The 22,864-nt window shown below is 40.8% G+C and carries 18 protein-coding genes; 8 read left to right on the forward strand and 10 right to left on the reverse strand.

The window, feature by feature from the left end; genetic code table 11:
* Window positions 1–4: 4 nt before the first annotated feature.
* On the reverse strand, window positions 5–967 hold the full coding sequence (locus tag CSV61_RS07310; protein ID WP_099638667.1) for an ABC transporter substrate-binding protein: 963 nt from the start codon (window positions 965–967) through the stop codon (window positions 5–7).
* A gap of 267 nt (window positions 968–1,234) precedes the next feature.
* Between CSV61_RS07310 and CSV61_RS07315 the strand changes: the two genes are divergently transcribed.
* Window positions 1,235–2,422 (forward strand): cation:proton antiporter, encoded by a 1,188-nt coding sequence (locus CSV61_RS07315; RefSeq protein WP_099638668.1) that lies wholly within the window; start codon window positions 1,235–1,237, stop codon window positions 2,420–2,422.
* Here the strand turns inward: CSV61_RS07315 and CSV61_RS07320 are convergent, their stop codons facing one another.
* Genes CSV61_RS07320 through CSV61_RS07330 form a run of 3 tightly spaced genes read right to left on the reverse strand, consistent with a single transcriptional unit; the run spans window position 2,423 to window position 4,659 of the window.
* The gene (locus tag CSV61_RS07320) at window positions 2,423–3,187 is read right to left on the reverse strand and encodes an ABC transporter permease (protein ID WP_099638669.1); all 765 of its coding nucleotides are present in this window, start codon (window positions 3,185–3,187) and stop codon (window positions 2,423–2,425) included.
* Complete coding sequence (locus CSV61_RS07325) at window positions 3,187–3,930, reverse strand: ABC transporter ATP-binding protein (protein WP_099638670.1); 744 nt, start codon at window positions 3,928–3,930, stop codon at window positions 3,187–3,189. The genes CSV61_RS07320 and CSV61_RS07325 overlap by 1 nt, the downstream gene beginning before the upstream one ends.
* Before the next feature lie 24 nt (window positions 3,931–3,954).
* Window positions 3,955–4,659 (reverse strand): CBS domain-containing protein, encoded by a 705-nt coding sequence (locus CSV61_RS07330; protein ID WP_099638671.1) that lies wholly within the window; start codon window positions 4,657–4,659, stop codon window positions 3,955–3,957.
* 573 nt (window positions 4,660–5,232) lie between these two features.
* Between CSV61_RS07330 and CSV61_RS07335 the strand changes: the two genes are divergently transcribed.
* The 4 genes from CSV61_RS07335 (at window position 5,233) to CSV61_RS16570 (ending at window position 6,114) form a co-directional block, all read left to right on the forward strand.
* Complete coding sequence (locus CSV61_RS07335; RefSeq protein WP_099638672.1) at window positions 5,233–5,517, forward strand: hypothetical protein; 285 nt, start codon at window positions 5,233–5,235, stop codon at window positions 5,515–5,517.
* Window positions 5,518–5,588: 71 nt separating this feature from the next.
* Window positions 5,589–5,759 carry a hypothetical protein gene (locus CSV61_RS16740; protein ID WP_158233793.1) on the forward strand — a complete coding sequence of 57 codons (171 nt, stop codon included), beginning with the start codon at window positions 5,589–5,591 and terminating at the stop codon, window positions 5,757–5,759.
* Window positions 5,756–5,926, forward strand: coding sequence for a hypothetical protein (locus CSV61_RS16745; RefSeq protein WP_158233794.1), 171 nt, complete (start codon window positions 5,756–5,758; stop codon window positions 5,924–5,926). The genes CSV61_RS16740 and CSV61_RS16745 overlap by 4 nt, the downstream gene beginning before the upstream one ends.
* A complete protein-coding gene (locus CSV61_RS16570; RefSeq protein ID WP_143561067.1) occupies window positions 5,923–6,114 on the forward strand; it encodes a hypothetical protein in 192 nt (63 codons plus the stop codon). Before CSV61_RS16745 ends, CSV61_RS16570 begins: the two co-directional genes overlap by 4 nt.
* A 167-nt stretch (window positions 6,115–6,281) precedes the next feature.
* On the opposite strand, the gene CSV61_RS07340 is transcribed toward CSV61_RS16570, so the two are convergent.
* From CSV61_RS07340 to CSV61_RS07355, 4 genes are all read right to left on the reverse strand, one after another.
* Window positions 6,282–7,217 carry a carbohydrate kinase family protein gene (locus CSV61_RS07340; RefSeq protein WP_099638673.1) on the reverse strand — a complete coding sequence of 312 codons (936 nt, stop codon included), beginning with the start codon at window positions 7,215–7,217 and terminating at the stop codon, window positions 6,282–6,284.
* 97 nt (window positions 7,218–7,314) lie between these two features.
* Entirely contained in the window at window positions 7,315–8,730 is a 1,416-nt protein-coding gene (locus tag CSV61_RS07345) for a putative Ig domain-containing protein (RefSeq protein ID WP_099638674.1), read from the reverse strand.
* A 10-nt stretch (window positions 8,731–8,740) separates the two neighbouring features.
* Window positions 8,741–9,484 (reverse strand): cohesin domain-containing protein, encoded by a 744-nt coding sequence (locus tag CSV61_RS07350; RefSeq protein ID WP_143561068.1) that lies wholly within the window; start codon window positions 9,482–9,484, stop codon window positions 8,741–8,743.
* Between the two features lie 68 nt (window positions 9,485–9,552).
* Complete coding sequence (locus CSV61_RS07355; RefSeq protein ID WP_099638676.1) at window positions 9,553–12,423, reverse strand: Ig-like domain-containing protein; 2,871 nt, start codon at window positions 12,421–12,423, stop codon at window positions 9,553–9,555.
* A 93-nt stretch (window positions 12,424–12,516) separates the two neighbouring features.
* Here CSV61_RS07355 and CSV61_RS07360 point away from each other — a divergent pair, with 93 nt between their 5' ends.
* Together CSV61_RS07360 and CSV61_RS07365 are read left to right on the forward strand one after the other, a co-directional pair.
* On the forward strand, window positions 12,517–13,122 hold the full coding sequence (locus CSV61_RS07360; RefSeq protein ID WP_099638677.1) for an Ig-like domain-containing domain: 606 nt from the start codon (window positions 12,517–12,519) through the stop codon (window positions 13,120–13,122).
* Window positions 13,123–13,138: 16 nt separating this feature from the next.
* Entirely contained in the window at window positions 13,139–17,023 is a 3,885-nt protein-coding gene (locus tag CSV61_RS07365) for a DUF5011 domain-containing protein (RefSeq protein ID WP_158233795.1), read from the forward strand.
* A 51-nt stretch (window positions 17,024–17,074) separates the two neighbouring features.
* On the opposite strand, the gene CSV61_RS07370 is transcribed toward CSV61_RS07365, so the two are convergent.
* Together CSV61_RS07370 and CSV61_RS07375 are read right to left on the reverse strand one after the other, a co-directional pair.
* Window positions 17,075–19,480: an RCC1 domain-containing protein gene (locus CSV61_RS07370; protein ID WP_099638679.1), complete on the reverse strand. Its 2,406-nt coding sequence runs from the start codon at window positions 19,478–19,480 to the stop codon at window positions 17,075–17,077.
* A 31-nt stretch (window positions 19,481–19,511) separates the two neighbouring features.
* Complete coding sequence (locus CSV61_RS07375; protein ID WP_099638680.1) at window positions 19,512–21,533, reverse strand: pectate lyase-like adhesive domain-containing protein; 2,022 nt, start codon at window positions 21,531–21,533, stop codon at window positions 19,512–19,514.
* A 385-nt stretch (window positions 21,534–21,918) separates the two neighbouring features.
* On the opposite strand from CSV61_RS07375, the gene CSV61_RS07380 reads away from it, so the two are divergent.
* Window positions 21,919–22,830 (forward strand): NAD(P)/FAD-dependent oxidoreductase, encoded by a 912-nt coding sequence (locus tag CSV61_RS07380; protein WP_099638681.1) that lies wholly within the window; start codon window positions 21,919–21,921, stop codon window positions 22,828–22,830.
* The last annotated feature ends 34 nt before the right edge of the window (window positions 22,831–22,864 follow it).

The following is a 22,864-nucleotide window of genomic DNA, read 5'->3' on the forward strand; positions in this document are numbered from 1 at the left end:
CATCTTATTTAACCTGTCCTAAGCTTTCTTTCATCACGTCGAGTGCTTCCACCACTTTAGTTCCAGGGTTCGTACCGAATAAGTGAGAAGGTAAGACGATGACGTTTCCATCTTTTACAGCATCTAAGTTTTTCCATGCTGGATTCTTCAACATTTCGCCTTCGAATGCCGCTTTGACAGCTTCCGGTTCACCGTGAGTGATCAGCATCACCATTTCAGGATTGCGTTCAATGATTTTCTCTACGCTTAAGCTCGCGTACTGTGGATATTTTTCTTCATTTGGAAAATCGCTTGCAATATTTTCTCCCCCAGCCAGTTCTAGTAGATTACCTGACAATGAATTTGGAAGTGCCACCATGTATGTACCAGGTGCTCCATATACTAATAACGTTTTCACAGCATCCGCTTTGTCTGCTGTACTTTTTTCAATTTGTTCTGTGATCGTGTCTTGTATCGTTTTCGCTTCGTTTTCTTTATCAAACAGCTGGCCAAATAGTCCAATGGTAGTTTGAATGTCTTCCACAGAGTTAGCTGCTGTGTAAACGGTCTTCGTTCCTTGACGCTCCATATTTGTTTCATGTTGTTTGAAACTTGGTGCAGCAATTAGGACTTCAGGATTCACTTCCGCAATCTTTTCGAAATTTGGTTGATGTGGATTCCCAATCTCAGCAATGCCTTCTAGATCTTTATTCGGAGGTCCTTGCACTGTCGGTCGCCCAACTACTTTTATTCCAAGCGCTAGTAACATGTCAAGATCTCCTGAGCTTAGCGCGGCGACAGACTTTGGCGTTTCGGTGAATGTTACGATTTGGCCTGCCATGTCTGTCACTTCGATGCTTGTATCCGTTGTTTTCTCAACCTCTTCCGCTTTTACTGTGGATGCGTCTGTCTTTTCATCCTGAGCACCGCATGCGCTGAGTACAAACAGCAACATCAGCACACTTAACACGTTTGCTAACTTTTTCATTTCTTCTCATTCCCCCTCGAATATAATGAGAATGTTTCTCATTGAGGAATATCATAATCGATAATGAGAATCATTGTCAAATAGATTTCTAAGAATGATTACATTGTACTAGTGTTGTCGGGGGGCTTGCTCAACTGGTTGTCCGATACTGACTTACCTTTCCTACCGCTTCAATCTCCAACTCGAACTTATCCACTCAACCTGTTTCCTACCCCTCTTTCAAGGGAATGCTAGCTATAACATACTATAGTGAGAGGCGTGAATAGGATGAGCACTTCACAAATTATTATTTTATTAACCATAGGCTACGTCGCGATGACAATCGATAAAAAGCAGAAGAACTTTCCACTTCCTGTCTTTCTAGTCGCGATTGGGTTCGGTCTGTCATTCATTCCTTACTTCGATAGCATCAATATATCCAAGGAAATTATCTATACCATTTTCTTACCAGGACTGCTATTCGCGTCTGCGTACCACTACTCGGCCAGCTCATTACGAAAGCATGCCAGAGTTATCGGCACGCTTAGTACTGCTGGTTTACTCGTGACCGCACTTCTCTTAGGACTCGCTACATATTGGATGGGAGCGAGTATAGAGATTTCATTGGTAGGGGCATTATTGGTTGCTTCTATTCTGACGCCGACTGATCCTGTTTCTGTTGTATCCATATTAAAAAAGTCGTTAGATGATCCTTCGGTTGCAGATATTGTCGACGGGGAATCTATGATCAACGACGGGACTAGTGTCGTGTTATTTACTGTGCTGTTGACCATGTTTATGACGCAACAAAAGTTTGACTTTTGGTCATTCGTAGGAGAATTCCTATCCGTCTCGATCGGTGGTGTGGCGACCGGATTAGTCGCAGGTTGGATAGTCAGTAAAGCGATCCACCTTTCTGCACATCGAGAAAATCAAGTTGTACTCAGTATCATCATTGCGTACGGAGCGTTTCATTTAGCTGAAGCATTCGGGTTTTCAGGTGTATTGGCGACAGTGGCGGCAGGTATTATGCTATCTGCGGAACTTGGACGTGCTGATGAGGAGGATATGCACCGAGAATCCTTGAATGGCTTTTGGGAAGTGGCGGAACCTGCATTGCTTTCCATATTATTTTTAGCTATTGGAATTGTGGCAGCTGATTACTTGATCCCTTTGCATAATGGATTGCTGGTCATCGGGATATTTATTGTTTCGATTATTGTACGATTTATCGTAATCGCAGGGACGATGCAATTATTTTCAGGCTATCGAAAATTATTAAACGTCAAAAAAGCCTCGCTCCTATCATGGGCAGGCATTCGTGGAACGATGTCGATTTTCTTATTGCTGAGCTTGGCCGATACCGCAGACAGTTCCGCGGATACGCTCGTTTCGTTAGGATTTGCCGTAGTTTTGTTGTCACTCATCGTGCAAAGCATCGGCATTTATCCACTTTCAAAAGCACTCGAAAAGTAATTACTTCGAGTGCTTTTGTTGTTGAATCATTTGCATGCGTTCATTGAACAGTGTCGGATAGGAAAGTAAACCTAAACAAACACTCGTTACTGCAGCTGTTGTCAATAATAGGAATATGACTAAGATTTGAAATTGGACAGCCTCTAACGGATCCGCCCCTGCAATGATTTGACCGCTCATCATACCTGGCAATTGCACCAATCCTATCGTCTTTTGGCTTTCAATTGTCGGGATCATACTTGCTTGAATAGAGCGGATCAATTGCTTATGTATCGCTTGTTTTGGTGTGCCGCCAAGTGACAAGATCAGTTCACTTTCCGAGCGATGCGCTTCAACTTCTGACACAAAGCGATTGAGGAATAAAATCGCAAGGACCATCGAATTTCCGATTACCATACCGGTCAATGAAATAATATATTGCGCAGTAGCTGGAACAATGTTGAAACCAAGTAAGATACTTTGCGTCAATACTTCTATTAATACAAACGTCACAATCAACTTCCATGTGATTCCTTTAATACTTTCTCCTTTTTTACGCGCATTTTGCACGGCTGCTCCAATCATCAAAACAACCATCAAGAAGATGAACATATAACTTTCCGAATCGAAGACAAATTTTAGTACGAAGCCGACCGCCACTAATTGCACTGTCGAACGGATCGTCGCGATAATGGTATCTTTCTCTAACCGCAACCCAAGTGTCTTTGACAGTACTAGCGGTATTAATACAAATATTAATGTAAGGAATAAAGCAGAGGTACTCATCAAAAGTCTCCTTTCAAAAAGCGATCGACCGATGGGATATCTGAATGATCGAGTACAGAGATTTCACCGGCATCCACTAACTTCCCGTCGACCATGATCCATGCATACTGCCCCATTCGCTTCGCCTGTTCCAAGTTGTGCGTAATCCAGATGACCGTAATGGCATGCTCATCGTGCAGTTTACGAATCAAATCCTCTACTTCATTCAATGAAGATGGATCTAGTGCAGACGTAATTTCATCCATCAACAAAACTTTCGATTGATTCAATAACGTTCTAGCAATTGATACTTTCTGCTGCTGACCACCAGACAAGGTCCGGCTGTCGCGTTCAAGATACTCCCCTTCGAGACCGACCTGATCCAAAATATCCAACGCTTTTTCTTTACTCAACGTCTTGCCTTGTAAACGCAGTGGCAGTGCCAAATTGTCATAGACGCTTCCAGCGATCATCGGTGAACTTTGTAACACCATCCCCACTTTTCGACGGAGGTCAACCGGTGACATTTCATGAATCGTCCGCCCCTGCACCGTAATATCCCCACTAGTAGGACTCAACAAACCGTTGCACATTTTCAATAAAGTCGTTTTCCCTGCACCCGAAGGTCCGACCAACACCGTAATTTCATTCGTAGGAAAAGATCCGGTAATCGTATCGAGAATCTTCGTACCCTCCACTTCAAACGAAACGTTTTGAAAATGAATCGCAGGCTCATATAAGGTTGTATTCTGCTCACTATCCATCTATTTCACCTTTTCTACTATTCTTCATTCATCTATTTTCAATAAATCCAAAGGAGTAATAATGCCCATCAATTTCTCATCTTTACCACCTTGCTCGGTAATGAGCAGTGCTTCTAGACGTTTCCCTGTCGCAATGGACTTTCTGAAAAACCCTTCTGCTTCATAAACCGACATCGAACTTTTGACAAAACGATAGGTTTTTCTTCTTTTTTCATGATTATATACGTCTAATAATGTCGGTATTTCCCGGGAAATGCTCTCACTATCCTGATCGGCTAGCCAATTCATAATACCGTCTGCTGTAATTAATCCGATGAATTGACCTTTTTTATAAATAGGCAATTGATTGATTTTCCATTTTCTCACTAAACGCAAGCCTGTGGCGAGTGATTCATCTGCTTGCACAGTATGTACTTTTCCAGAGAATAAATCTTTGACGGTTACTGGGTGTGATAATCGTTCATCTATACCTTCAATGAGTTCTACAATTTCATCGTGCGGTTCCGCTATTGCATAGTCAAACCCCGTTCGATTATGAACAATCGCATTACGTAAACTGCCGAATTCACGCAAATCATCTTCATAGCGGGCAATTAAAGCATTTTGTGACTTGGCTTTATCTATTTTCTTTGAGAATGACAAATGATTCGGCAAATCGGTAATCTTCATTAACGATTTATCGATTCGGTTAAACGCAATGAGAAAACGCTCTGAATTTTTATGTTCCATGACACTTCGCCCCCTATTCTAGGCAAAGTATAGCATATTTCAATTCCAATTCGAGCCTTTAAACCTCACGATAAGCTCTACTCGTGAAGAAATAAAAAAGCATTGCGATGCCTGATTAGGGACACTGCAATGGCTTTTTATTAATTGGCTTCAGATTGGATCAATACAATATCATAACGATCTGAATTTCCAATGGCAGTACGTGCAAAGTCTTTGTCTACTGAATTCATCCTCGTTACATCGGTATAGCTCCCACCAAGGTAGTTTTGTCTATATTTTCATGATCACATCTTGGACAGTACCTACCGTTTTTTCGGCTCCATTCCTCAATGGTTTTCCACTTCATTGCTTCATATGAACCGGTTGTAAAGTCACATGTTATAAAATAATACTCTCTTTTTTTCATAATTACTCTAGTTCAATTGCCTCTACCTATATCAAAATACAATCTCCAACAAACTTTTCACTCAAAAGCATACACCAATCCATTCTTATTGAATATATCCAATGAAGTGGCACAGTTCTCTAGCAAATTCCCACATACGCTAAAGAAAGAAGGAGGTGCATAAAAACATGTCATCTAGAAAGTTCAGACCTAACGATGATTACGATGTGCCGTATATTCCGAAACGAAAAGCGCGATGTTATGAGGAAAAGAAAGTCATTCATATACTCGTCGACTTAACAATGGGGGCGCCTGTAGAGATTACATTGAAGGATTCCAAAGAGATACAATATAACGGGTACTACTTACAGTTTGATCGAAAAGAACGTACCATCCACTTTCAACCGTTTGGAGATTCTGAAGTCCAAGAGATTGATATAGAGGATATTTGTACTATTAGATATGGCTCCTAAAGTTATTGTAAAAAAATGTACACAGCGCACTGTGTACATTTTTTCATTCTGTTTGGTAAGGGATTGAGCGGTTGGACGGTTGCATTGAGCGGTTGTACAGACACATTGAGCGCTTGCGGATTGCGATTGATCGGAAAAACGGTCGCATTGAGCGGTTGCGGGCTGCTATTGAGCGGTTGAACGATTACATTGAGCGATTGCGAGTTGCAATGGGGCAGATGGACGGTCCATTGAGCAGTTGAACAGACGCATTGAGCGCTCGCAGGACGCGATTGAGCGGTTAAACAGACACTTTGAGCGCTTGCGGATTGCGATTGATCGGAAAAATGGTCGCATTGATCGGTTGCAGGCTGCTATTGAGCGATTGCGAGTTGCAATTGGGCAGATGGACGGTCCATTGAGCAGTTGAACAGACGCATTGAGCGCTCGAGGGACGCGATTGAGCGGTTAAACAGACACATTGAGCGCTTGCGGATTGCGATTGATCGGAAGAACGGTCGCATTGAGCGGTTGCGGGCTGCTATTGAGCGGTTGAACGGTCACATTGAGCGATTGCGAGTTGCAATTGGGCAGATGGACGGTCCATTGAGCAGTTGAACAGACGCATTGAGCGCTCGCAGGACGCGATTGAGCGGTTAAACAGACACATTGAGCGCTCGAGGGCTACGATAGAGCGATTAAACGATCACATTGAGCGTTCACAAGCCGCAATAGAGCGAATAGCCCCACCCATAGAGCGCTCATATACAATCCAAGTTACATCATCATTCCAATTCATCCGCATGCGGCATCGCGGAGAGCGCACCGACTTTCATTGCACATAATGCGCCCATTTGATTGCCAAATTCGATATGTGCAAGCATTTCTTCTATTGATTTGGGCTTGCCATTCAGATGAAGACCGCGAAGTACACCGGCCAAGAATGCATCTCCTGCTCCGGTGGTATCTACGGGGTCGATTGGCTCCACCGCTACATGATGTTGCGCCCCTTCAATGATGGCAAGAGTGCCCCCCTTGCCCATCGTCATCATAATGACAGGGATAGTATAGGCAGCAATTTGATCTAATGCCTTTTCTATACTTGATTCCTGCATAAGAAAAGTGAGTTCTTCTTCCGTAAGTTTTAGCAAGTCTGTCTGATCTAAAAACGAGAGAATGGTAGTACGACATTTCTCTTCACTTTCCCAACGTAACGGACGAATATTTGGATCTACTGAAAGGAACAATCCATGATCCTTTGCTAATTCAACAGCTCTTTTAGTCGTCTCCAAAGCAGTTGGCTGGAACATTGTACCGGAACATATATGTAAAATCGATGCATTTTGGAAAGCTTCTTCTTGTAAATCACTCGGTTGAATTTGAAGATCAGGTGTGTCGTCGATGTACTTTACAAATACTCGGTCATATTCAGGAGTCAAATGTACATAAACACGGTTCACTTTCTTCTCGGGCGAACGGACAGCAAACGTAACATCGACGCCTTCATGTCGCAGCTGATTTTCTGCAAAGATCGAATCCTCGTCTTCTCCGATCATGGTAATTAATGAAGACTTTGCACCCAAGCGCGAAACACCCGCCGCCACATTGACTGTTGCACCACCTAGGAATGTTGAAAACTCCGTGTTCGTCTCGTCTGTTGCGATATAGTCTACGAAAATGTCCCCATATATCAGGACATGTTTTTCTTGTCGGTTCTTCATGTATTCGAACTCCTTCAGAAGATTTCTTTCTATCGTATCACAGAAAAAAGCCATCTTCGCTGAATATCTATCGTTCGGCGAAGATGGCTCTGTTTAGTTAATTGGGTTTTAACACGTGTTGCTTTGTTTCTAGGAGATTGCCGTATTTGTCGTACATGCGGAATGTGACAGTTGAATTGGCCGAGAAATTCGAGCTGATTAAGCTGAACTTTTTATCCCCTTCAAAGTGCATACTATACGTGTTGTTAACAGTCACTTTATAGACATCCTCCGATACATCGACTTCAATTGTATGGAGATTCAGAAACTGCACAAATCCAACTTTTACGCTGTTCAAGTAATTTGCCGATACAACATGGACTTCGACACTTACCGTAAATCCGCTATCCCCGATTGTCCCTTTCGCGATCACTGTGCCAATTTTTGATGTATCAACCGGCTCCCAACTGACTGCTTCCTTACCTGTTGTTTTGTCCTTATATGTGACATTCACTTTTGTAGGCAGTTCAGGTGTTCCGTTCAGTTTGACGTTGATTGGCAATGGTTTTTCGATAGACATGATGTTGGAATCAATTACGTTGATGCTGAACATCCGTTTTTCGATATCACCAAGCGCGTCAGTTACTTGAATCGTAAAGTTGTAACTTTGGGCACGTGTTGGTGTTCCACTGATTTCACCTGTCGTTTCATCCAGAGTCAGACCTGCCGGAAAAGTTCCTACACGCTTAAATGTATAAGGTGCACGACCGTTCATAGCGGCCACTTTCTCGCTATATTCACTCTTCAACACCGCGTTATCCAGTTCTTTTGCCTGGATTGCAAGAAATGTTGTTCGCTTACCCGCAATATAATCCAAAATAATTTGTGCATCTTCTTGCGTTAGAACGCCGTCTCCGTTAACGTCTGCAGACAGGAACGCTTCACGGTCTGTAATCGGATTATTTAAATGTTGCAGGATACGAATAGCGGCAGCGGCTGTTGGCTTATCATTTCCCACGACATCTCCAACCGGCATTTTGCGGACAATTTTCCCGTCCATTGGATTCACAACCAAATCTGTATTTAAACGCCCCTTCATGCCAGCTGTTGTGATCGAAAGGTCTATGGATGTCCCTTCTTTAAATTGACTAGTAAGTTCGTAAACTAAATACCCTACCGTTGCTTTCTTATCTGTCAATTTTTCTTCTTTATTGGAAATAGACAAGAAGTTCAGATCGAGTGCGTTATTGGTAACGCTAAATCTTGTCCGAAATAGTTGATCATCAAATGCAGGTGACGGACGGAAGCTTTTCAAAACCACTCCTCTACCGGTTGGTGCTGTAATCACGAAATTACCTGATGCCAAATACATTGCATCCCGAACCGTTACAGGCACCTCCACTGTTGTACCAAGTGAACGGCTTTCACCGACTTCTAATATTTCCGCATATGTTGACTCTGTAATAAAATTCGACACTCCGATAGCGACCATTATTAGTAGTAATAATAAGACTTTATTCATTAAACTCTTCATGTCCCTCACCTCAATTCACCTTAAACTTAAGCCGTACTGGCTCATTTAGCTTTGCACCATTAATTGAACGAAGCTGATCCGTAATTTCCAATGTATATGTAGAGCGTATATACGATCCAATCGGCTTTACCCGAAATTGTCTATCATTGACCACTTCTAATTCAATTGGAAAATCAGTGGACCCGCGCTTTAACGTGACAGCACTTGTGTTTAAAGTCGCCGGATTGTACGGCCTGCTTACAGTAATAAGCCATGGCTTATCCACTGTAACTGCATTAGAATGTGTGGACTCCTTGCCAACGAATGGTTTAATTTGCCCATTTATTAATTGTGTTGTAATGCGCTTTCCCTGCCCATCATATAACTCTGTGTTTTCCAGTATTAAATTGTTAATATTCCCATAACCCGCAGACAGTACTGTAGCCTTCACTTCCATTACAGTACCGTCAATCACACTACCGCTGGCTTTCGCAAATGAAATGGAGATTTTTCCCGATGCGTCGCTTCCTCCAACGGATAGATATTCAGAAAGTGTATCCGTCATTTTGACATCTGAAGCATTAATTCTTAACTGTTCGGGATTATAGTGTATATCGAATGAACCACCTGCAATTTTTTCATCACTACTGATAAATACAGATAATGTTGTAGAGCCACTTCTTTCTATAAAAGCAGATGATACACCGACCACAGTTTTTTTCACAGTTGCTTTTGCCGATATAGTGGGGATCAATAGCAGTAGAATGCTGAACATTAATAGAATCTTTATTTTTTTCATGGATTATGTACGGGCGCTTCTATCCGCGCCCTGCCTCCTTTTTATCATTTGGCAGAAAATCGTAGCTGTTTAGGTGAGTACTCTTCCAAGATTTGATTGAATATAACCTGGTTTTCTAAAAGGGTTTTGATAGAGTAATAACCCGGTGACACTCCCGAAGTTGATGTGAAGTTCACCGGATAAGTTGTTCCAATTCGCTCGAGTTCATTGGATGCAGCATCATATGCGATGACTTCTACGTAGTCGGTAACTTTCATGGATGCGCGGTTGAATATAAAGTGTTTATCTACTTTGTTTGCTCCAAGTGTAGTCCCATTAATTCGAACTTCTACACGATCTACATCATTAACTAATTCAATTTTCCCACCAGTCAAATTCCCAGATGCTGTGAAGGTTAATCTATCAATATAATTTCCTGGAACCACTATTCCGATATTATTAATATCATACAAGCCACCCATAATTTTATCATAACGGTCATTGTCACTAACGAAATCTTCAAGCGTCTTGATTCCCTGCAGTAAGTCGTTCTGTCCCATGACCTTTACAGTAGCTGAATCAATTAAGCCTCCATCCGCTGTTGTCGCCACAATGCTTGTTTCCCCTTTCGTATGGGGTGTCACTATTCCACTAGGGGTAACAGATGCAACAGTCGGGTTGGTTGACGTCCAGTTTACCTGCTGATTCGTTGCATTGGTCGGATACACTGTGTATCCAATAACGATTTTATCAGGATTATAACCTCCCGAATCATCTTCGGTAAAGACGATTTCATTTCTATCCAGTTTAATAGAAGTAACTTTTCCGCCTGACCCAGGTCCAATCTTCACTTCTACTGTATAGATGCTTTTCGTGCCATCTACAGCAGTAACTTGTACTTTTACTTGTCCTGTTCCGTCAGAGGCCAGTGTTCGATCTAAAATATCAACGAGTGCATTACCATCCTGTGGACGGGCATCAACTTTTAACGTTTGAGCTCCGCCTGCCGGGTAATCATCTGCCGGCACTTCAAATCTGAAATAATCCCTGACAGACGGCGTGAAGCCGGGCACTGCTTTGTCATTAATCGACAGACTGGCTAAATTGGAATTGGCTGATTTCACGATTTCATTCAGCTTATTCCATCTGACATAGGGATCCATCGGGTAATCTGCTAATTTGCCATGCAACTCCAGTAAATTAAAGGTAAATCCTTTTGTCTGGGCACTGACTTTCCCTTTGTTCATCAGCGCTACTTTATGTCTGCCTTCCGCATGGAAATTATAACGGCTGTAGTCTTTTTCGTACTGCAGCATTCTATCCGAATAAATTGGATGTCCTTCCCCGTCACCGGATTGAGTAAATGTACCTTCTATTTTCAGCACACCGTCTGTCAAATGCCCTTGATCATTCATTGGCTTGCCCAGATGTATATATGTTCGCGTGGCATGGTTTCGTTTACTCGCTGTCGAGAAATCGCCAAAAACATGTACAAAATCTCCGTCGCCTTCACCGTATTGAGGTGTGTCCGTATCCATGGAACCTTTGATCATGGTCAGCCAGCCATCATTTATTATATAGTCACCGTAAATTCTGACTGTACCGTGGTTGACATATAATTGTCCGTTTTTTTGTGTAACGTTACCGCTTTGCCTTGTTTTCTCCATTGAATCTTTAGATCCTACTTGTACAACACCAGCTCCTACATCGAGTGATTTATTCTCTATATACGCATCGTCAAGTAACGGTCCACCGTTGATCATCAAATTTCCGTCTACTTGTAGTTTGCCTTCCTGTACATTAAAACGACCTTTTTGTTCTAGATTATTTTTAGCGTGGAATGTTCCACCATTCAAATCTATATGACCTTCTTGCAAAATGGGTGATGAAATTAATGCTTCTTGACCATTTAAATTCAAATAGCCGTGAATCCGCTGTGTATAGGATGCTAGCGCCAGTTCAGGTTCGGCTGAATTTTTATAGTTTCCATTCACTACAATGGAACCATCTTGCGTTACTTTTCCCGTTACATTCAGCTGACTGTTATTCAGCCGAATGCTTGAACCTGATTTTTGATCAAGGTTCTTTGCTTGAATCACTGCGCCGTTTACTGCGCGAAGTTTTGCACATTTCATCAGAACTATATCTTCGGCAACAGTTAGGTTATAACCGTTCAAATTGATCGTCACATTGTTATGTACCAATAATCCTTGCGGCAAGTTAACATCACTCGTCAGCGTCCAGTCACTACGGACTTCCCGTCCCCGAAAATTGACGATTTCCTGCTGTAAATTAGAAAGAACATCTCGTAGGTAAGATGCATTTACCGCGGTATTAAAATTCCCACCTGTAATCCTCGAGATTTCTCGTAACGTCGATTCATCGATAATTGATGAAGGTGTACTGCCAAAACTGATCGTATGGATTTGAATATCATTCTCATACGCTTCTGTAGCAAGCGCTAGACTCTTTTCATTGTGTATAGACGTACCCACAGTCATCAGTATAATGATTTTTTCATTTACAGACTTTGGGTCAGACAAGTCATGGATAGCTTTTTCCAGACCAACACTAGCATTATTTGCATTCTCATCAGCGTATACAGCAAACTTTTTCAGTGCGGCCTTCGCCTGATATTTATTGGACGATAACGGGAATGGCTTCGTTACGGCTTCATTGAAACCTACTACACCGATACGATCCAATGAATTCGCCTGGTCCACCATGTATAATGCTTCCGTAATTCTGTCCTGCAGTGGATCTTGTGCTTGCATGGCTGGAGTATCTTGAATGACAAAGACGATATCCCTGCCACGTTCTACGCCGCAACTTTTAGAGGTGTCAATTTCATTCGCTTTCATCTCGAGAGGCTGCATCACAGACAGCATAACTACAAAAAGGGCCAGCACACCAATCATTTTCCTATGTATCTTCATTTTTCAACTTCCTTCCCGATAATATATAAAGAGAGTTTTTCCTCTTCGTAGTATCCACATACTATAAATCCACACATTAAAGGAGAATTTACTATGCGAGTACATATTGTTACTACTGTCGCGTTACTTGGTTTCTTGCTGACAAGTCTGTTCAGTAATCAAATCGGTTACGCAGCGAGTATCGAGCCCATTACCGACCCTATAAAACCATGGAATATAACATTTACACATGACGTATCTGATCAAAAAGCCAATCTTGAACTTATTACTATACAATCTAAAAATACTACGCTATCTCTTTCTCTATCGGCAGATTTAGATAAAGTTATAGTAAAACCAAAAAATCCATACTTGTTTGGTGAACGATATACACTGACAATCCCAGCCAGTTTTCAAGCTGCTTCTGGCAAGATACTGAACAAGCCGGTAACGAAAGAGTTCGAGATGACTGGATTGTACATAACAGACGTTTCCGCCACTATGAATAAACTTGCCACTACTGTCTCCGTTAAAGTAAAACCCGATGTGATTTCTGTCACCTATTCAATTAATAACGGAAGCCGGAACAAACTTCATCGCGATGGTGCTGATTCATTTTCTAAAGGACAGATTGGATTGGTTACAGGCGATTTGTTAACGATTAACGTGTGGAATGAAGAAAGTCATTTAATAGAAAAGCAATATTATAAGGTTAAATAAGGAAGGAATGAAAAAGATGAAGAAGTTTTTCCCAGCTTTTATGGCTTTTTTGTTAGTGTTTTCTACTATTGGGCCGTTGCCTGGTGTGGCAGAAGGCTTTCCAGGCAAGGTTACATATGACGTGGAAGTTGGTGCAGACAATAAGGGTGTTATAGGGGTTGATATGGATGATGGTAACTCCGCTTGGAAAATTACACTACACAAAATAAATAATGGTAATCGAGTAGGAGATTTATTAAATGAACAGACTTCCTTTCCCGACGTTCCTCCAGGAATTTATGAAGTAAGAGCTGAAAAAATAGACTCTGACCCTAAATTGACCAAAGTTTCACCAGCAATAACTGTAAAGCCTAAACCTATATCAGTTAAAGAAGATGTTACTACAGAACCCTATAGGATTATTGTTAAAAATGTGATACCGGGTAGTGAAGTATATCTTTACAATTCAGATTCATCAACACCCTATAAAACACAAAAACCTGATGCTGAAAATATAGTAATATTCGATAAAATTGATGCAAATGACAGGTACAGTGTAACTCACTTCATTGACGGTGCAGACAGCACACCTTCTGGGAATATAACTGTATATCCTGCTGCTGTTAAACTGGATTCTATGAAAAATTCAGGTTCCACTAATAACCTGGGGGAGATACGGGTTTCTGGTACAAAAAATGAGAACGAACTTGTTTTATTACGAGCAAAGAAATCAAATGACGAGTTTGTTGAAGATCAACAAATAACGTCAAAGGGAAGTACCGCTACATTCACAAAATTAAAAGCCGGCTTTTATCAAGTTATACAAAAAGAAAACGGAGTAGAAAGTAAGCCGTCAAATATTGTTGAAATCGTAAATGAACAAAAGCCTATTATTGAGTTAGAAGGACCTCATAGAATCGAGATATTCCATAATATAAATGAACAAAATAAATATAAAGAAAACGGTTATAAAGTAATAGATAAAAACGGGAAATCTACGGCTTCAAAAGCTCCGTTAAGCTGTACAGATGATAACGACTTAAGGATTAGCGTGTCTATGAGATACAAAGATCGTGCTATTGGCACTGATCAACAGCCGACGCCTGGCATATACACATTAATATACACCGCAACAGATTGTGATAATGAAAGACTGTTTTCTACTGAAACCAGAGAGATTGTCGTATATCCCCAGAAAATAGATATTGTTGGAACGGTAAACTCAAAAGAGAATCACGTCAATCATCCTATCGAACAACACCTTTATGGTTCAATAACCGTTAAAAATGTATTCAATGACGCAGATTTGTATTTATATCAAGACCCTAGTGAATCTAATGATTTAAGCAAAGCAAAAAAAGTTAGAGAAATTACAAACTTAAACGAAAACACCTATACGTTTCCAGATGTCCCCGTAGGTAAAGGCTACTTTGTCTTTCAGGAAGTAGAAGGCGTAAAGAGTAAGTTTTCAGATCGTGTGGAGATAAAAGATACCACTCCTCCCGAAATTATATTACACCCTTATAAAAACGGAGCCATAGATATAGATTTAGAAGTTGGAGACACATTTACAGACCCAGGCTTTACCGCTGTTGATAATATTGGTATTGCGGAAGAAAATGTTACGTATGATCCTGGTCCTGTCAATACTAACCAGCCGGGAACGTATACAATTTTTTATAATGCGAAAGATACAGCTGGTCTACCCGCAACAAAACAAAAAAGAACGGTTACGGTGCGGCCAAAACCTGTTATTGCAATAGGTAGTACTGCTGCTATTGGTGAAATTGGAGTATCTAATATTTTTCCGGGAACGTCAGAATCACCAACTAATATAAAATTATACAGAATTGATGAAAACGATCCTGATAATTCTGTCGAAATTGGAGCTCCAGGTAAATTTTTAAAAAGTAAACAAACTACTCTTGTATTTACCAAAGTTATTCCTGGCCGCTATTATGTAACACAAACCGTTAAAGGACAACCAAGTCGTCAATCTAACATAGTAGAAGTAGTAGACATTGATAAGCCCTCTATAAAATTAATTGGTCCTGAAAATATCAACTTAACGATGGATCATGAAGTTGAGCCCTATTATACAAGGAATAATCATTTTAAAGATCCTGGAATTACAGCAGAAGATTATTTATCGAACACACAGAATCCTCTTACATTGGCTTCAACGCTTGTTATTATGGATACGAATGATACCCATGAAGTAAAGGGATTCTCTATAAAACACCCTGACTTTATTATTAAAGAACCCGGCACATACAAAATCAAATACACTGCTGTAGCAACACGAGGAGCAAAAGCTTTAACAAAGTATAGATCTATTACTGTAGCACCACCAAAACCAGGAAAAATTCAAGCAACCTCGAGCACTATCGAAGTAAATTCTATTCCAAATGATAGTGAAAATAAAGGCATATATCCACACGCTACAACCAAAGTAAATCTATATAATGCATATGGGCAGTTAGTCAAATCTCAAAAAGAGACTAATTCAAATAATACTACATTCAAGGACGTCCCAGCAGGCATTGGTTACTACGTCACACAAATAGTAAACGGTATTGAAAGCCAGCCTTCCCTACCAGTAAATGTCAGCATATTTGATAATGCAAAACTTAGTGCGTTAATCACTTCATTCAACTTTAAAGAAGTAGAAGCAATCAGTGTCATTGACCAAAAAGCAGAAAAAATCACCGTAACAGTACCTAAAACGGCAAAATTAAATAGCTTAACACCTGTCATTACAAGTATCGGAACTGTCACACCGAATCCACAAGTGAAAACAGACTTTTCGGACGGCAAACCCAAATTGTATCGTGTAGAAAATTCAGCAGACGGTAATACGACTGCAAAAACCTACATTGTTACAGTGAAGCACGCCGTCAGCAGTTCGACCGGCAGTCTGCCACTTGAAAAAAACGGAGATCTTACACCATTGTCCCCTTCCGTTTCATTAAGTCCTGCTGAAATGAACACAGCAAAGGATCACGGTGTCACATTTATCACAAAAGATAACAACGTGGAAGCTCATGTTCCTGCAAGTAACGTAATAGAATCTGGGAATTCTACTTTCACTTTAAAGCAACCATTGGCCAGCAAGTCATATGAAATTAGCTTTGGCAACTTATCACGCTTTATGCAGCCAATTGAGCTGAAGCTGCCGAAGTCAGGAACTAAGACATTGTCTAAACTGGTTGATGGATACACAGTTGCCGTACCAAGTGTAACTACTTCCACCTCAACTACAGGTCTGATTAATGAACCTGGGACGTATGCCCTCGTTGACAATGTGAGTGCACCGCTCATTAATTTGCCGGCAACAGGCAGCGCGGCATATACGCTACAGTTAGCTTTACTGGAAACGCCCGGTACAATTTATTACACAACGAGCAGTAAAGATTTTTCATTCATAAGCAGCACACTGTCAAGTGACAAACAATTAAAAGACAGATATATAGCTACTGCTTCACCTGCTGATATTCTAAACTGGACGAAATATACGCCTAATGACAAGATCTCGACGCCAACAGGTGAGCTATATGCGGTCGTAATAAAAGGAAATCAAATCAGCCAGATCACAGCACTTGAAGCTACGCCCGCAATTGACTGGAGCAAAAATATACCCTCTTACGATACGCATAAAGTGTTGAACATTAATTTCAATGCTCGAGTAGACCGCGATGCCTTATACTCCGGATTGATCTATGTCACAGATGATGCAACCAATCAGAACGTAGCCACTACATTACAATTGAGTAGTGACGGGAAGACGATTTATGTCATACCGCAACAGGCTTACATTCGTGGAAAGCAGTACACCTTGCATATCGACCGTCGATTCAAAGGTAATACGAAGAATAAGGAATTCTTGAAACAGTCTTTACTGCAAACATTTACAATCAAATGATGATAAAAAGGAGTTGCTCCCAATTGGGGCAACTCCTTTTTTACTATGCAGTTATAATTTAATCTGGAATTTCATCTGCACCTTCTGTTTCAATTTGGCACCGTTGGATGACTTCACTGTATCTTCTATAAATAGATAATAGTTAGCGCCTTTTTTGTACTGATAGCCATTCTGCAATCGAATTTCCATCGTGGTTCCTTTATTAGAAACTTGATAACCAAGTGGAATCTTCACGCCTGACTCATTTAATATGTAGACAGAATCTGGATTAAAGGTCTTAATGTCCAGTTCTTGGCTGAGGTTAATTTTCCAGGCTTTTGTAGGCTCCACATTAAATCGGTCATCCTCTGTTTTATACCCTACGCGTGGGTACGATACTGCACCGTCTTGCCGTTTCACAACAACTGTGACGCTAGCAATCTTACCGCCATCCACAGACGTTACCGCAATGGTCGTTTCTCCTGCGGAATGCGCAGTGATTTTCCCACCTTCCACACTCGCCACAGTCGGTTTGCTCGAATACCAGTTAACGTTTTGATTTGTTGCGTTCGATGGGCTGATTCTTGCAGTCAACGTGGATTGCTCACCTACGATTAAGTCCATTTCAGGTCCTTTGCTGAGTGTGATCGACGCAACAGGAATTTTCGTCAGCACATTTTCAGCTACAACAAATGTATTTCGAGAAATGTTCGTCAGGGTGTCCGTCTGTAAGCTTGGATTCAAGGGATCATTGCGCTTTACAGCAACTGCCCCGCTTTCATTATCTCGCACGACAAATGAATAAAAGTAATCTCTTGGCTTTAATGTTCTGGACACTTTCCATGTGTTGTTCGGCTGCTTGACCATCGGAATTTCGATCCAGTGGTAATCATCCCCGAAGTTCCCCATGACTGAAACAGATTTTGATTGTGCTTGTGGTTCAAGCTGGTTATTATAATCGTAACTGCTGTACGTGAATGTTACCTCTTTATGATCGATAATTGGACCAACAGTTGCATAAGGAGCAACTTTCAGCACACTGAATGTCCGACCGAAGTCGTCAATGATTTTATCGCGGTTGAGCGGATCGACTGTCCACTCCCCGTTGACGCGGAAGCCGTATTCATACTGCCCGGGCTGCAGTTCGACTTGTAGTTCCCAAACATTTCCTGGCTTACGTTCCATTTGCAGGTCAACATTATCATTAAAGCTTCCGTTCAGTTTCACGTCTTCAGTCAGACTGTTTCCGATATATTTAAACTTTACTTGTCCACCTTGAACGAAGGGGAACTCATCTAGTTTCATGACACCGTCGATGCCGGATACTTTTTTGAATATTGGTAGTTTGGTAGTAGAGTCTGAAGATGCTTTATCCCACTGCCATACGGTGCCATCGGATTTCACGGCTAATGTAAAGCTGTCCAGATAACCTCCGCCACCAATAGCTACCGCATCAGACATTCCTTGAATTTGAATAGGCGCCGTCTGTGATGTCAGTATACCACTTGTATTACGTCCCCATTGCCAGACTGTGCCGTCGTCTTTCGTAATAATTGTGTGATTATCGCCAGCTGCAACTGAGCGAATATTACTCACACCTTTTACCAAGAAGGGCGTCAACTTATTTTCATATCCACCATCACCAATCTGGCCAGTAACATTGCGTCCCCATGCTAATAAAGATGTACGATCTTGCTTCAACGCTAACGTATGATCATCCCCAGCTGCGATTTCTATAATATTACTCAGTCCAGTCACTTGTTTAGGTATCACATTTTCATTGGCTGAATCACCCAGACCTAGCTGGCCGTAAGTATTACGCCCCCAAGCCCATACTGTTCCATCTTTTTTTAGTGCAACTGAGTGATCTTTCCCCGCTGCTACTGCCGCAACATTATCTAAGCCGGCAATTTTTTCTGGAATTGAACTGAAGTAAGATTTTGTTTTTTTTCCCAGCTGTCCATAAAAACTATACCCCCATGCCCAGACATTTCCCGCCTCATCAACTGCCAATACATGATTTTCTCCTGCCGATAAATCTACAATTTTAGGTCTACTGGAACCCTCTAAAGTAATTTTTCCCGGATTCTTATCTATGGAAGTAGTAGTACGACCCAACTGGCCATAAGAGTTTAGTCCCCAGCTCCACAGTTGTCCATTTGAATCAAGTGCAATTGTAAAGTTTCCTCCCGCTGAAATTGCTGAAATATTTAAGAGCCGATTGCCTCCGGTTAATTGTACGGGTAAAGGTATATTGGAAGAACCAGAAGCCCCCATTCCTAATTGACCATATGTTCCATCTCCCCAATTCCAGACACTACCATCTTCTTTTAATACAACTAGATGCCCCTTACCTGCATCTACCACGTTTTTGTGATTAGCTACTCCATATGCCTCTGTAGTATTCACAAAAGAGAAAAGAAAGAAAGCAAGTAATAGATATAGGACTGCATGATTTCTAATAAATTGAGTAAACAAACTACACTCAACTCCTTTTACTTGATTTCTTTTACTGTTGGTTTACTTCGCCAATTTTTATTGTTAAATGTATAACATAAGAAACCTTTTTTTCATCAAGAGCACTGAATGATATAGTTCCAGTACCAAACTTCTTTATTCCGCTTATGTTTATTTTTGTATCGTTTAGATCTATACTCCATTCAGTATTATTTTTTATTACCTTCCAAGAAGTTAATTTCCCCAAATATTCTCCACCCATAATCTTTCCGACTACCTCTTCTTTATCAACAGAAGCCTCGGTTCCATTTACTGGGATTTCAAATTCTCCTGAAAACGGGATTTCATTACCATTAGTTACATCATCTTCTTGTAAAGTTTGATTTTTAAAAATAAAGTATGGAGCTACTAATTTACCTGTCGTATTTACAGTGGCGTGTGTTTTATCAGCAACTACGGTAAATACATTATCAAGTGTTAATTCATCATCTGAATTTAAATGTACCGTTCCACTAACTATCTCTAAATCGACAGGTGCTTGCGCTTTATAGTCAATATATAGTGGTTCAGTAGTAGTGTTTGTTGTAACAATACGAAGTTTCTGCTTATTACGAACCTCTATTCCATCAACAGATTTGAAATTATTTAGATGAACAGAGTCCTTACCACCGCTGATGATTTGTGTACTTGGTCCTGGTGTCCCTGTAACACTTACTTCATCCAATATTGCTATTCCTTCTTCACCTACATTTATAGTAAGGTTTCCATTAATGTCCAAATTTTCAATACGAATAATTCTATTCTTTTCTTTTCCTAATTGTACATGTCCTATAATAGTTGATTTAAGTGTATTTTTATTGCCTCTAATTGTGACATTGCGATCAATTACAAGCGTGTCTTCGGGTAGATCCATTACATTGATATCATTATTTATAATAATAGTTTTAAATTTGACATTAGCTAATGCCATTTGAAGTTGTTCTAAGTTATATACTTCAATACTGTTCCCTACTGAATAAGTAAGACCTAATTTATTCAACGCACTTAACTGTGTGCCTTCCATAATTTTTTCCAATGTAGTCGGTGTCGCCATCAAGTCATAAAGTGAGATCGGCTTACCAAACTGTTTCGCATCTGCCTTCACATAGTCACCAATTTTAAAATCCTTCAGACGATCATTGATTTGCATTTTAAAATTTCTAGTCTCAAGTTTACGTCCTGAGTCGCTGTAGGCTGTTAATTGAAAATCATCACCCGGATTATATTCTTCGCAGTTCTCTTCTGGAATACTTGTATCCTTACAGAGTAGATCGCTAATACCTGCTTGCCCCATAGAAAAGCCATTCACACCCGCTGTCGAACGATCCAAATCTCTTTCAAATTGATTATCCACTCCTAATTCAACTTTTAATCTAGTCGCTCTAGGGTCTGCAATCACATCAATATTAGAGAGATTTGGTGCTTCTACATCTGTGACACCATTGTAACGATGAATAGTCTCAATCTTTGTAATATAGAGTGGCGGGACTTGAATCTTAATATTACGAGGCTCATTATGTTTAAATATTTTATTATTTATTTCATCAGCATTATCCACATTGACAAAAACGGATTCGAACCCAGGCGTTAAATCATAAAATTTAAACGGTAATTTATAGTCTGTCAGTTGATCAAAATATAACGTGCCTTGTTTTATTACTAACTGGAAGTCTTCTTTGTCAATATAATCTACAAATTCTAGGTTTTTAAATGTGATAGTAAGTTTCTTCCCATTAGCTGACGACTTTAATACGATTGGTACTTTTATGTTTTTACCGTCTACTATCTGCTCGATATACACATCGTTGTATGCAATTGTTTGATTAATATTTTTATCAAACGTAATCACCATTTCCTTCGCACCAAAAAATCCATTATATTTTGCATTTTCATCCACGACAAACTCATACTCATAAGGCTTCTTCTCAACCGGCTCAGCAGTCCCCGGCTTCGCGGCTGCATCTGCTTTCAATCCCGCTCCTAACACACTGACCAACAGGATCAGTGCAAACGCGGCTTTCCAAATTTGTTTCATCTCCTTATTCTCCCCTACTCGATAAATTTGGTGTTGCACTAAATAGCCAGTCACGTCTTGAATACGATCTTTTTCGACTTATCCGCCTGGCTATATGGAAATAAAGTTCTCTTCTCCATTTATCGGCATTATTGGCCATTAGTTAAGAAATCAGAACCGGTCCTTTCGGGCTATTTGTCTCGTGCGAACTGTAATTAGTAAACCGCAAAGCTTTAAACAGATCTCTAGTACTTGAAAACATTTTTAGCTTCGCCAATCGAAGCATCTATATTTTTATAACCCAGTTGCTTCTACTTTCTACCAAACTGCACACACTACAGTTTACTTCACGCATTTCATGGGAAGTTATATAACTAAAATGAAATGAAAAGGAATGAGAACAATTATGATATATGAATGTGCAATCATTGGTGGAGGTCCTGCTGGATTAAGTGCGGCTTTAGTACTTGGACGGGCAAGGCGAAATGTCATTATGTTTGACGATGATCATGCACGAAACCGTGTCTCTCGTGCGTCACATGGATTCTTAACGCGTGACGGTATCCAGCCTGCTGAATTGCGGCGGATTGGACGGGAAGAACTGACACATTATCCATCTGTGACATTTCATCATCAGAAAATAGTTGCGGTGGAACGTTTGGATGAATCGCATTATGAATTGATGACGGCTGATGGCAAGACGTTCCGCACGCAAAAAGTTCTTCTCGCAGTCGGTTTGCGTGACGAGCAACCTAATGTGCCAGGCATTGAGCGTTTTTATGGTACATCTATTTTCAGTTGTCCGTATTGCGATGGCTGGGAATTGCGAGATCGTTCATTGGCCGTCTTTGCTGATAAAAACGTCTTTAAATTGGCTGCGGAAGTGTATACATGGAGTCGAGATTTAATTGTATTCACAGGTGGGGAAGGTCAGCTAACGGCAGAGGAACGAAAGAAGTTGAATGCGAAAGGGATACAAATTGTAGATGATATCATTTCGGGACTTGAAGGAGAGGATGGCCAATTGCACAGAGTACGGCTTGAAGACGGTACATTGATAGACCGTGCAGGCGGATTTGCTTCCCCGCTCTGGAGTCACCCCAATTATTTCGCTCAAGACTTAGGATGCGAGCGCAATAAACATGGAGGGATTCTGACCGACGAATACGGACGCACCACCGTTTGGAATGTCTATGCCGCGGGTGACGTTTCACATATCGTTCCCTCGCAACTACTAGTTGCAGCGGGAACTGGAAGCGCTGCAGCCATAGGGATTAATGGTGACTTAACGAATGAATTTTTCAATCGAATAGACTAAGAACAACCCCTTACCTACTATTAAGGTAAGGGGT

This window comes from Sporosarcina sp. P3, assembly GCF_002743415.1.
Classification (GTDB): domain Bacteria; phylum Bacillota; class Bacilli; order Bacillales_A; family Planococcaceae; genus Sporosarcina; species Sporosarcina ureae_A.